This is a genomic window from uncultured Neptuniibacter sp. (genome assembly GCF_947498015.1).
Lineage (GTDB): Bacteria > Pseudomonadota > Gammaproteobacteria > Pseudomonadales > Balneatricaceae > Neptuniibacter.
This window is the reverse complement of record NZ_CANMIR010000014.1, coordinates 57704-69976: the sequence shown is the minus strand read 5'-3', so window position 1 is coordinate 69976 and position 12273 is coordinate 57704. Positions and strand designations below refer to the sequence as shown.

Here is a 12273-nt window from a genome sequence, read left to right as displayed (position 1 = left end):
TAAAACAAAACTAATAATGCCATTAGCCCCCATGAAAAGTACAATTAAAGCAGTGAAAAATATATTTCATCATCCTGAATGGCTTCTATAATTAGTTAATATATGAAGTTTCTTGCAAAATGAAGCAGAAACAAGAATAACAACGACCCAACAACGAAGGTGACACTACAATGTCTCAGACAGAATTCGATGCTAAAGATTTCCGCCGTGCCCTATCTCAGTTCCCTACAGGAGTAACGGTTATCACAACGCTTGATGCTGAAGGCAACCCTGTAGGTGTTACTGCGAGCAGCTTCAACTCCGTTTCCATGGATCCGACCCTGGTACTGTGGAGCATCGATAAGGGCGCTCACAGCCTCAGTGCATTTGAAAATGCCGAGCATTTTGCCGTCAACGTGCTGGGCCGTGATCAGGTCAGTACATCAAACAATTTCGCCAGCCGTGGTGAAGATAAGTTTGCCAATGCAAACTACAGTGCGGGTATCGGTGGTGCGCCGGTTCTTGACGATTATGCCGCACAGTTTGAGTGTAAAACCTGGGCGGTTTATGAGGGTGGTGACCACCTGATTCTGGTTGGTGAGGTGTTGGATTATCGCTACAACGACGGTGTAGAACCTCTGGTATTTGCCCGTGGCAGCTATGCAGTTTCTGCTCAGCATCCGGAAATGGTGAAATCTGCTCCATGCGATAATGCAGCCACTGAAGGTGATTTTGTTGGTGACTACCTGTTATACCTTCTGCGTGAAACCTACCAGCGTTTCAGTGCCGACCTCTATCCTAAACTGAAGAATGAGTGTGGTGTTACCCCTGAAGAGTGGCGCGTACTGGCACGAATGATCAACTGCCCCTCTTACAAAATCAGCGACCTGACAGGAATGGTGATGCAACCGGAAGTTGCCCTACGTGAGACAGCCGACTGGATGGTTGAAAAAGGCTTTGTTGAATATAAAGACAAAGATACGCTTGCGATTACCGCTCAAGGCTCAGAAGTTGCAGCTAAAATGCAAAAACTAGCACTGGCAGAAGAAGCCGCACTTCTAAATCAGCTGACAAGCGAACAGTCCGCTCAGTTGAAAGACAACCTGAAATCATTGATTGAGAAGCTGGGTTAATCGACCCAGCTCTACTCTGAAACCAACGTGAAGCTGGCTTCAGATTGAAAACGAGTGAGATCTATCCTTAGCTGCTGGCGATTCTTGTGCTTCTCGCCAGCCTTATTCGGGACGTATATTATAAAATATACGTCCTTTTTTTATATTACTGACTACCTTCCACCCGTTCAGGCGCCCGCTGCCCCATCATAATAACGATGAAACTGATCACCTGATCTTTATGCTGGTTGTACCCACGGCACTGAATCTTTAGTACACCTCGATCCGGCTTAGAGCGTGAAGGTGTAATTGAGATGATCTCAGCTTCCGTGTTAATGGTGTCTCCCGGTCTGACTGGCGCCAGAAACCGAAGTTCATCCAGACCCGGCCCCCCCAGACTGACGGTTTCAAATACACGGGTCTGAATCATCATCCGAAAGCAAAGTGTCAGTGTCTGAAAGCCACTTGCAATAATGCCCCCATAAGGCCCCTCTGCTGCGTGTTGAGCATCGATATGAATGGGCTGCGGATCATACATCAGCGCATAATCCAATATCTGCCCCTCACTGAGGGTAAAGCGGGGTGTATGGAATATCTCACCAACCGTAAAATCATCCAGATAGCGATCCATCTCAACTCCTTAGTCTTTGTCACAGGGCGCAGGCTTTGAGGCCGCCCAACGGGTCACCACAAAAGCGATGCCGGGTAAAACGATAAAGCCTAACATCAAAGGGATCAGCGTATCATTATACGTCTGGCCTACCAGCATCCCGAGCAAGACCGCAATCAAGGTTGATACCACACCCACAAAACTCGAAGCCATTCCCGCGATATGACCAAAAGGCTCCATCGAAAGGGCATTCAGATTACCAAACAGTAAGCCTATTCCCATCAGCAACAGCATGAAGTAGCCCATCACAAAAGGCAGCGGAGGCACCGCCCCTAACCAGAACGTTGCGATCAGGGCGATCAATGAGAGCAGCGATGAACCAAGCTGGGCACCCATAACCAGCGGTTTCATACCGAAACGCATTACCAACTTAGCATTGAGAAAATTTGAGGCACCGATCCCCATCGCCAGTACCGCAAAGTAAAATGGGAAAGCAGCCCCAAGCTGATACAGCTCCTGCAAAATCTGCTGTACGGAGCTGAGGAATCCCAAAAACGCTCCAAACACAAGCCCCAGTGCTATGACAAATGCCATAGACCTACGGTTTGCCAGCACCTCTTTAAAGCTTGATATCAGCCGGGCTGACGAAAACTCATGTCGATCCTCTTGTGGCAGAGTCTCCGGTAGTCGCCAAGCAAACCAGAACAGGATAAATAGCGCCATGAGTAGCAGAAAACCAAAGATTGACCGCCAGCCTGCAACCATCAGAATGCCCTGTCCAATAATCGGTGCAATAACCGGCACCAATATAAACACAGTCATAATCAGGGACATCACCCGCGCCATCTGCGGGCCTTTATGCTGATCCCGTACGATCGCAATAGTGACAATACGCGGGCCAGCAGCACCGAGCCCCTGAAACAACCGCCCCAGAAGCATCATCTCCAGACTGGTTGAAAACAGCGATATCAGGGTTCCGAATATAAAGATGCTGAATCCCAGATAGATCGAGCGTTTCCGCCCAATCACATCCGAGAGAGGACCATAAAGAATCTGGCCAAATGCAACCCCAAGGAAAACGGTTGTGATAATCAACTGGGTATCATTATCTCGAACGACTCCCAGATCAGCGCCAATATCCGCCAGCGCAGGCAGCATCAGATCGATCGCCATCGCGACGAAACAGGTTACAAACGCCATCATGGCGACAAATTCGGTGAAACCGATCTCTGCTTTTGATCTACTTATCATTCAGTTACCAGGGGGGATATCCATAATAAATTAATTTATATATTAATTATTATGGCAAATTTGGAGCGGATAACCCAGAGATACCGGGCATCCGCTGGCTAGTTAAGCACGAATGATTGTGCGCAAGCTCTCTTTAAGCATGCTGGCCTGCTCTTCAGAGAGAGAGGAGATCACTTCAGCTTCATGCTGCTTTGCTATTGAACGTAGAGATTCAGCCAGGGCCTGTCCATTTTCAGAAAGGCTCACACTCTCCCCTTCAAGCACCACATGCCCTTTGCCCACCATCCAGTCAGCCGTTTCTCTGAGAGCACTTTCGGGTTGCATCACCAGAGGTGAAAGTTCCGCCAATCTCTTGCTGGGCTGATCCGCCAGAATCGCTAATACCCGCCACTCCTCAGGTGTCACCCCACCTTCACTCATTAGACGTGGGTAAAGCTCCTGACTGTAACGATTGTAGGTTTCCCGCAACAGATAGAGTAGGTAATCACTGACAAATTCATTAGAACTGGCATCCACCTGCCCTTTCGTCATTGCAGGATGCGTCGATGAAACAGCATAGCTGCCACGCGCAAAAACGAGTGGCTCGCGACCATCGTTATAGCGGTAATCCACAACTTCACCGACCAGAATCAGGTGATCACCACCCTCATAAACCGCCCAGGTTTTACACTCAAACTGTGCGGCATAATCATCAAGAACTGGTGCACCACCAATACCCGCACTGTAACTGGCATTGGCAAACTTGTCTTCACCGCGGCTGGCAAAATTATTTGATGTGCTGACCTGATCACGTCCCAGTACATTCACAGCAAAAAATTCGGTATCCCTGAAAGTGTCCAGGCTGTACGCCCCTTTGTCGATACTCCAGAGAATCAGGGGTGGATCGATCGATACGGAGTTGAAACTGCTGGCGGTCACCCCAACCGGCTCACCCGAATCATCCAACGCAGTAATTACCGTAACCCCGGTAGGAAACTGCGACAGCGCCCGGCGGAAATCTTTAATATCAAATTTATCACTACTCATAATTAAGCCCCTGAATAATTTTTTCTTATTGAAGCGGTGTCTGTACGTTCTCAGGCAGCTACCTGAAGCTGATTTACACTTATTCGGTTAGCGGTACAATCAGTACCGGTCGAGAAGAGAGCTGCATAACACTTTGAGCTGTGGAACCAACAAAAAACCGCCCTAGCGTTGAATGGGTTCGAGTACGTGTTCCCATGATAATCATGTCAGCTTCAATCTCCTCCGCTACTTTGATAATCGTTTCCGCAGCAGGTCCCTCCTCAATGCGCGTAACCGGCTCATGCTGCAACGGGATACGCCCCTTAAGATCCTCTTCAGAGAAGGTTTCAATCCGTTTGTGCATAAGGGCATGCAACTTATCGATTCCCTGCGTCCTCATCTGTTCTACAGCTCCCTGCTCCATAAAGCTGTCCATCATCGCTTCTGTGTTGCTGTTCGCGGGTTCGACAACATTAAGGAAGGTGATCTGTGCATCATGACGAAATGCCTCTTTAGCAGCCAACAGAAATGCAGGGCGGGAGCCCTCACCCAGATCAGAAGCGTATAAAATTGTATTTATTTCAGGTATCACAATGAGCGCCCTCTTACTTGCGGTATAAAGGAACCGGGATAACTTCGGAAAAAGAGCCCCCTGAATACACGGATACAGGGGGCTAAGCTTGCCATTGGTTAACGGTTGTCATCCCACCATATTTGGAAGGAAAAGAGAGATTGCGGGGATTGTAGCGATCAGGATCAAACGAATAATGTCTGCAATCCAGAACGGCGTTACCCCTTTAAAGATCGTGCTAAGTTTCACATCCGGAAGTACGGTTTTAAGAACAAATACGTTCAGCCCAACCGGTGGTGTTATTAAGCTAATCTCTGTCACCACAACAACCAGAATACCGAACCAGATCAGATCCATACCCATCGCCTGAACCAGCGGATAGAACACCGGCACAGTCAGCAGAATCATCGACATACTCTCGAGCACACATCCTAAAAGTACATAGATCCCAATGATGGCCAGAATGACCCAGACTGGACTCAGATCCATCCCCAGAACCCAGTCCCTAAGGCCATCAGGCATGCCTGCCAGATTGATAAAATTGGAGAACAGCACAGCGCCAATCACCAGGAAGAACAGCATCGAAGTCGTTCGCACCGAACTCACCAAGGTATTGGTCAGGCTTTTCATCGTCAGCTTGCCGCGAAGCAGAGCGATAAAGAAAGCACCTGATGCCCCGATGCCTGCCGCTTCAGTAGGGGTGAACACACCGGTGTAGATCCCTCCCATCACCACAGTAAACAGAAAGCAGATCGCCCAGACATGCTTGAAAGCACTCATCCGTTCTTTCCAACTGGATCTCTCCGCAGCGGGTCCGGACTCAGGCTTCAGATGCACCGTAGCAGAGACCGCTGCCATATAAAGCACAATCCCGAGAAACCCTGGCAGCAACCCGGCAATAAACAACTTACCGATATCGGTTTCAGTCATGATGCCGTAGATCACCAGGATCACACTCGGTGGAATCAGAATCCCGAGAGTGCCACCCGCAGCGATTGAGCCACTGGCCAGACCATCGGAATAGTTATATTTACGCATCGATGGCATCGCCACTTTCGACATCGTAGCCGCTGTTGCCATTGAGCTGCCACAGACAGCAGAAAAAGCACCACAGGACACCACCGTGGACAACGCCAGACCACCCTTGAAGTGGCCAAGGAAAGCATGGGCAGCCCGGTACAGCTGAGCGGATAAGCCCGCTTGCGTAATAAAGTTACCCATTAAAATAAACAGGGGTACAACAGACAGCTCATAGGCGAGGCCGGTTTCAAAAGCAACCTGCGACACCATATTCAGTGCAGCCCCCCAACCACGAGGGTTTTCAAACTCTACAAGCTGAACAAAGGCAAAGCCCACTACGCCCACAACACCCATCGCAACACCCAATGGGATACGGGCGAAGATTAGTATCATTAACGCGGCAAAGCCGATAAAACTGGTTTCCATAATTACTCACCTTCTCCAGCTCTATGGTGTGAAAACAATTTCTGTCCGCGTTTAAAAAGCAACATCCAGATCAACGCAACCGTCGACAGGGTGCAGCAGATGGCCATCAGGAACACCAATCCCGCGAACGGAATCTCCAGAATGGCCGTTGTATCTTCATAACGGTAGGTACGGAGTGCGAATTTCCATAACATCCAGGACAACACCCCAAAGGCGATCACATTGACCAGACCAATGACGATGTTCTGCAGGGGTTTAAGAAATGCGGGGACCGTTGAATCCAGCAGATCGACATCCACATGGGCGTCTTCTGCTGTCACCATCGGCAGGCCAAGAAAGATCAGAGCCGCTAACAGCAACTCTGTCACTTCAAAGCCACCCGGCAGTGGTGCCGAGAACAGGTCTCGACCCACTACATCCACCAGCGTGACCAGCATCATCACAAACATGACGAAGGCCGCTGTGTAGGCAAGTACACGCTCGAACAGAAACTCGAGCGCACGTACCCACATCTCCTGTTTAAACAAAGATGTCAGGAAACTCATAACTCCGCTCTCGTCAGCTTACTTGGATGCGTAACTAGCAGTAATTTCACGCAGCTCTTTCAGGGCTGCTTCACCGTCAACACCACGCTTAGATGCTTCTTTAGCCCACTCACCTTCCAGGTGTGCTGTACGCGCTTTTACATCAGCCACAAATGCATCATCAGCAACGATGATCTGGTTACCATTCGCTTTAGCTGCTTCCAGGGCTGCTTTATCCGCTGCATCCCAAGCCTTGCCCGCCATTACAGCAAATACTTCACCGGAAACGCTCATAATCGCATCCTGATCTGCTTTAGAAAGATCACGGAAACGATCTTTGTTCATTACCAGGAAGAAGCTCACGTTATACAGACCACCCGGAACCACGGTAGTGTGCTTAACCAGATCCTGAATTTTGAAGCTCATAATCGATTCAGCTGGCAGCAGAGTACCATCGGCAACACCATGCGACAGCAGCTCATAACTTTTAGATGCAGGTTTCAGCAAAGGCACTGCATCCAGCGCTGTTGCAACATCATTCACAACACCACCACCTACACGCAGTTTCATGCCTTTCAGATCTTCCACTTTAGTAACAGCTTTTTTGCTGTTATTGATCAGACCAGGACCGTGCGTCATCAGACCCAGTAGCTGAGTGTCCTTATGCTCGTTGGCTTTAGACAGGTACTTTTCATGTACACGCCAGTAGGCAACCGACTGCGCTTCTGCACTGTCACCCGCAAATGGGAACTCAGCAATTTTGGTCATCACAAAACGACCTGGGGTGTATCCATGAACGCTATAAGTGATATCTGCCAGACCATCACGGGCAATATCGTAGTGAATTTTAGGGTGACCTAAACCTTTAGCCAGAATGTTTACAGAAACACGGCCCTCTGTCGCCTCCTTCACGCTCTCCGCCCACGGCTTAATCATATCGGTAACGATAGGATGTGTAGGCGGTAGCCAGGATGACAAGGTTAGTTTTGTCTCTGCGGCAGCCATACCTGCGGTTGCGGTTAAGACAATACCAGCAGCAACTGTTTTCAATACCTTTTTCATGCTTTTTTTCTCCTGTTAAACGTGCACTTCGGCCGTGCCGTCTTGTTATTTTTATCTGTCAGGTGCGAGACCATGCACTGCATTGGAAATCGCTATTTGCTTAAAGGTGCTCTTGGCTAATCCGGCCATAAACAGCCAGATTGATCGCCCGCCGAAACGGGCTGAATATGTTGTATATTTGTTCAGATATCCAGAACCAGCTTGTCACTTTTCGCCCGAGAACAGCAGACAACAATCTGATCGTTATCCTCCCGTTCCTCTTCTGTAAGAAAGTGATCTTTATGATCGGGTGTTCCTTCCAGAACATCACAGATACAGGTACCACATACGCCCTGCTCACAAGAGACATCCACCTTAATACCGATGGTCGCCAGTGCTTCCGTAATACTTTGACCCTCTTCAACCATCACTGACTGGCCACTCTGAGCAGCCACAACTTCGAAAGCGGCACCCGAGGTATCCACCTCTGCATTGAAATACTCAAAATGAACGTGATCAGAGGGGTAGCCCTGCTCTTTGGCTGAGTTGATCACCCAATCCATAAACCCGGTAGGGCCACAAACATAGATATGGGTACCCGCGTCACAAGGCTGGAATGTTGTCTCTGGATTAAAACGCTGTTCATCACCCAGATCATCAAAATGCAGTTGTAGATAATCTGAAAATTCACTGCACAGCTCATCAATAAAGCCTGCACTTGAACGTGTACGGCAGCAGTAGTGTAGCTCGAATGGTTTACCGGCTGCTTTGAGCGCGTAAGCCATCGTAATCATCGGCGTAATACCGATACCCCCACCCACAAGAATACTTCTCTCTGCCGTATCATCCAGTGGAAAGTGGTTGCGGGGAGCGCTAATCTGTAACTCGGTTCCCTCTTTGAAAATCGCGTGAATCGCTTCAGATCCCCCACGAGATTGAGGATCTTTTAAGATTCCCAACCGATATGTGTTACCTGCGCCCGGCGCGTTACTCAAGGAATATTGGCGAACAATCTCCGGTGTCACATGAACATCGATATGAGCACCCGCTTCAAAAGCAGGCAGTGACTCACCATCTACCCGGCCTAGTTCAAATACGGCAACATCGGTTGCCTGATCTTCACGGGTCTTCACAACCACGTCGATTATTTCGCTACTCATAACGTTCACCCTAAAACCAAAATTCAATCTACTGCGTATAACCTGAAAAATGCGGCGATAAACCGTTATCGCCGCATACTCTCATCGCATAAAGATACCGCCATTAATATCCCAGGCAGCACCGGTCACAAACGAAGCATCCCTACCCGCCAATTTCACTACCATATCAGCAACAAAATCGGCACTTCCTAACTCCTTAACTGGAATCATCTCATTGATGATCTGATCCAGTTTCTCTGCAGGCACCAGCTCTCTTACCGATGGAAGATCCATCGGACCCGGTGCAACCGCATTAACGGTCACACCAGATGGCGCTAACTGACGAGCAAAGATCTTAGTCATCGTCAGAATTGCACCCTTACTGGAGGCATAGTGAGCACCGGAAGCGGTCCCTCCATTCTGCCCAGCCAGAGACGCCATGTTGATGATCCGTCCGTAGCTGTTATCAGCAAAATATTGACCGAATACCTGACAGCCGAAGAAAGTGCCTCGCATATTCACGCCAACCACTTTGTCGAACTCTTCAGCCGAAATTTCCATTACGGGCGTAGTCGGGGTCATCGCAGCGTTATTTACCAGGACATCCACCTGGCCAAAACGATCGGTTGTGCTTTTAAGCGCAGCCTCGAAATCGGCTTTACTGAGCACATCTAACCGTAGCGCCATCGTTCTCTCTGCTGTTGGATCGATCGCCTGCGCAGTTTCGCAGGCACCCGCCTCATTAGCATCAGTGACAACTACGGCAAACCCGGCTGTAAACAGCGCCTGGGCAATCGCTTTGCCCAACCCCTGCGCTGCGCCAGTAACCAGTGCAACCTGTGTCATAACCGTCTCCTTAAAGGATGTAACCAATACTGCTTAGGTAAGCATCAGAGTTCTGTAAACGAATCACCTTCTCATCGATTCGGAACTCATCATCCGCTTTCAATAGTTTGTAGGTCACATCAGCTGGATAAGTTTTCAGGTTACCGTGGCGGCACTCACTCAGATACATTGAGCAGCGTACTTCCACATGCGTATCACTCTCAGCGAGGATACGGAAGCGACCCAACTGACGTACTGTTTTCTCAGTCGTCTGTGTGGATACAGCCTCACCTGACTGTAAACGGGCAACACGTAATTTACGCATCTCCGCTTTGTCGTAGGCGTAATTAAGTGTATTGGCAAAATCAGTCTCTTTAGGATCGATCGGTACAACGTACACACCGTTATCAGTCCACAGATCCAGCCACGCGTTGTACTCTTCAAAATCCAGCATATCCGCTTCGGTATCGATGAAAGCACGTACCCGATTCAGTAAATTTAGATCGCTCATTGTTTCCACTCCCCCAATCAGGCCGTCATCATCTTTTTCCACTGCTGATAAGCAGCGCGCATACCTGTTTCAGAACAGACAGCGCCAGCAACATTTCCGTCAGGGCTGGTGCTCAGATTTTCCTGACCTCGGTTGAGAAGAATCCACTCCTCGGTACCCGCATGAGAACCTTTCTGTACGCGTTCCCAAGCTTCAGCATCATCCGGCGTACCAAAGCCCATCGGTCCCTGAAAATGCTCATGCAAGCGGATACGCATCTGGTTAAATGCAGCCGGTGCACCTTCACCACCCAGAGCCACATGGTGGATCTCAGTTTCATTGACAGAGATCGGCACCAGTGTGCGGAAAAACGCCATTGAGCAAGCAACGTTTGGAAACAGGTTCAGGTTGAAACCGGAACCACCGACAGCACGAACCAAGCGACGTACTTCCAGGTCAGAATGCCCCTCTGCAGCCAACTCTTCAGCAAGCGCCTGAAAACGCTCAGGGATCGGTGCATCCAGATCTTCCTCAAGATCAACCAGCTCCGGAATCATGACCATAACGCTATGACCATTCCCCAGATCTTCTACAAAGCCTTCGCCATCCAGGAAGTCGAATACTTCAGCAGTCTGGTCATCTACAGAGGAGACAAATGATTTATGCACGATCGGAAAATGGTACGCATCCGTTGTATTTTCCAACTGGATTTTCCAGTTACCCGGGAAGCGGAACCTGTGATCACCCAATACTTTTAGTGGATAACCGCCACCCTGTTTAATAAACAGGTCAATCCATTTTTTAGCGCCGCCCAGGAAATCTTCCAACGGCTCGAGATCTTCTTTGAAAGTAGCGAAGATCAATCCCTGATAGGTCTCAAAGCGCAGACTTACCAGAGGGTATTCAGATTTATCAAAGACACCTTCATATTCTTCAGGCTTAGGAACCGCACGCAGTGCTCCATCCAGAGAGTACCCCCAGCCGTGGTAGGGACACATAAAGCTCTTAGTTTTGCCTTTTTTGCCTTCACAAACGGTTGCAGCACGGTGGCGGCAACGGTTTAGCAGCACATGCAGATTCTTTTTACGATCGCGACTGACGATCACAGAGTGACGCCCAATCATCGCAGTCTTATAGGAGCCAACATCTGGCACCTCACTCTCGTGTCCAACCCAGACCCAAGTGTTGTTGAAAATTTTATCGAGCTCTTCTTCGTAGATCTCTGGATTGGAGTACAGTGAACTATGTACTTTGTCCGGTTTAATCATGCTGTCGTAATCAGCGACAACAGGTTTAATATCAATCATGTCAGTCATGGGACTCCCCATCTATTCTTGTTTTATTCACTACACTAAGCCCTTAAGCACCCATCAATTATTCAGGAACAGGCAGGTCTGCCGGCTGATCCCATGGGGTCTTAACAGGTCGGTTAAATAAACTTTCGGTCTGAAAATGGCTCATTTTCCAAGATCCGTTTTCTCGCTGAAAACGAACGCTCAGACGGGCACTACTCAATTGAGACTTGCCACTGCTAAAGGTTGATGTCTGTAGCAACACCCAGCTACCCTGAGCCTCATCACCCTCAACACTGATCAACTCACTTGTGAGAAAATGCACATTGGTATCAAAGTGAGCCGGAGGTTGCGTATACTTGGCGAACATAGAACGAATCGCAGCTTGGCCAACATGCTGACCAAATGACTTTCCATACCGCTTCCCGCGACCCTCCCAGATAGCCTCTTCGGTAAAAAGCGCCATTAGCTCATCAAGATCGAACCCTACATCCAGGTTGTCACAGAGGTACATGTAGCGATTCATACAGGCACGAACGGCCTTTTCTGATTCCAACAGAGTTAACCGTTCTAGCAGACTGCTCAGCTCTACATTTGCCATCTCAATCTCTCCGAGATATCAGGAAGGAACAACCAGTTCTCGCCCGATACGAGCTTCCACTTTGCAGTACTTCCAAAGTTTGTAAGTACCATCACCAACCGGGGTTTCGCGGAAGAAATTACAGGCTTCAATAACGGTTTCCAGATCAGGCACATCCGCCATGATATAAGCGGTCCATGGAGAGGACGTTGATGGCCCTACCTGAATACGGTCATCATCCATAATGCCAAGAACATTAACCCCTGGTAGCTCAGCAATACCCTGCATCATGGCGCTGAATGCCTGCCAGACATCGCCCATCTCACTTTGAGGTGCATCCATGAAATTCTGGTTTACGCCGATACAAAAAAGAACGCGGTGCGTATTATTTTCACTCATAGCCTTCAC

14 protein-coding genes are annotated in these 12273 nt (G+C 49.0%); 1 reads left to right on the top strand and 13 read right to left on the bottom strand.

Going from position 1 to position 12273, the window contains the following annotated elements:
• Nucleotides 1-170: 170 nt before the first annotated feature.
• On the top strand, nucleotides 171-1112 hold the full coding sequence (locus Q0882_RS15000; protein ID WP_299183287.1) for a flavin reductase: 942 nt from the start codon (nucleotides 171-173) through the stop codon (nucleotides 1110-1112).
• Between the two features lie 145 nt (nucleotides 1113-1257).
• On the opposite strand, the gene Q0882_RS14995 is transcribed toward Q0882_RS15000, so the two are convergent.
• From Q0882_RS14995 to Q0882_RS14935, 13 genes are all read right to left on the bottom strand, one after another.
• Nucleotides 1258-1722 carry a MaoC family dehydratase gene (locus Q0882_RS14995; RefSeq protein WP_299183283.1) on the bottom strand — a complete coding sequence of 155 codons (465 nt, stop codon included), beginning with the start codon at nucleotides 1720-1722 and terminating at the stop codon, nucleotides 1258-1260.
• A gap of 9 nt (nucleotides 1723-1731) precedes the next feature.
• Nucleotides 1732-2952: a multidrug effflux MFS transporter gene (locus tag Q0882_RS14990; RefSeq protein ID WP_299183281.1), complete on the bottom strand. Its 1221-nt coding sequence runs from the start codon at nucleotides 2950-2952 to the stop codon at nucleotides 1732-1734.
• 102 nt (nucleotides 2953-3054) lie between these two features.
• Nucleotides 3055-3978 (bottom strand): flavin reductase, encoded by a 924-nt coding sequence (locus Q0882_RS14985; RefSeq protein WP_299183279.1) that lies wholly within the window; start codon nucleotides 3976-3978, stop codon nucleotides 3055-3057.
• A gap of 79 nt (nucleotides 3979-4057) precedes the next feature.
• The gene (locus Q0882_RS14980; protein ID WP_299183276.1) at nucleotides 4058-4549 is read right to left on the bottom strand and encodes a universal stress protein; all 492 of its coding nucleotides are present in this window, start codon (nucleotides 4547-4549) and stop codon (nucleotides 4058-4060) included.
• A gap of 108 nt (nucleotides 4550-4657) precedes the next feature.
• Nucleotides 4658-5974, bottom strand: coding sequence for a TRAP transporter large permease (locus Q0882_RS14975; protein WP_299183274.1), 1317 nt, complete (start codon nucleotides 5972-5974; stop codon nucleotides 4658-4660).
• A gap of 2 nt (nucleotides 5975-5976) precedes the next feature.
• The gene (locus Q0882_RS14970) at nucleotides 5977-6519 is read right to left on the bottom strand and encodes a TRAP transporter small permease (RefSeq protein ID WP_299183272.1); all 543 of its coding nucleotides are present in this window, start codon (nucleotides 6517-6519) and stop codon (nucleotides 5977-5979) included.
• A gap of 18 nt (nucleotides 6520-6537) precedes the next feature.
• On the bottom strand, nucleotides 6538-7560 hold the full coding sequence (locus Q0882_RS14965; RefSeq protein ID WP_299183270.1) for a TRAP transporter substrate-binding protein: 1023 nt from the start codon (nucleotides 7558-7560) through the stop codon (nucleotides 6538-6540).
• Between the two features lie 182 nt (nucleotides 7561-7742).
• Complete coding sequence (locus tag Q0882_RS14960; RefSeq protein WP_299183268.1) at nucleotides 7743-8699, bottom strand: PDR/VanB family oxidoreductase; 957 nt, start codon at nucleotides 8697-8699, stop codon at nucleotides 7743-7745.
• A gap of 81 nt (nucleotides 8700-8780) precedes the next feature.
• Nucleotides 8781-9524, bottom strand: coding sequence for an SDR family NAD(P)-dependent oxidoreductase (locus Q0882_RS14955; RefSeq protein WP_299183267.1), 744 nt, complete (start codon nucleotides 9522-9524; stop codon nucleotides 8781-8783).
• 10 nt (nucleotides 9525-9534) lie between these two features.
• On the bottom strand, nucleotides 9535-10014 hold the full coding sequence (locus tag Q0882_RS14950) for an aromatic-ring-hydroxylating dioxygenase subunit beta (protein ID WP_299183265.1): 480 nt from the start codon (nucleotides 10012-10014) through the stop codon (nucleotides 9535-9537).
• 17 nt (nucleotides 10015-10031) lie between these two features.
• Nucleotides 10032-11309, bottom strand: a complete 1278-nt coding sequence (locus tag Q0882_RS14945; protein WP_299183263.1) for an aromatic ring-hydroxylating dioxygenase subunit alpha — start codon at nucleotides 11307-11309, stop codon at nucleotides 10032-10034.
• 58 nt (nucleotides 11310-11367) lie between these two features.
• On the bottom strand, nucleotides 11368-11886 hold the full coding sequence (locus Q0882_RS14940; protein ID WP_299183261.1) for a nuclear transport factor 2 family protein: 519 nt from the start codon (nucleotides 11884-11886) through the stop codon (nucleotides 11368-11370).
• An 18-nt stretch (nucleotides 11887-11904) separates the two neighbouring features.
• Entirely contained in the window at nucleotides 11905-12264 is a 360-nt protein-coding gene (locus Q0882_RS14935; RefSeq protein WP_299183259.1) for an IacB protein, read from the bottom strand.
• Nucleotides 12265-12273 lie beyond the last annotated feature (9 nt).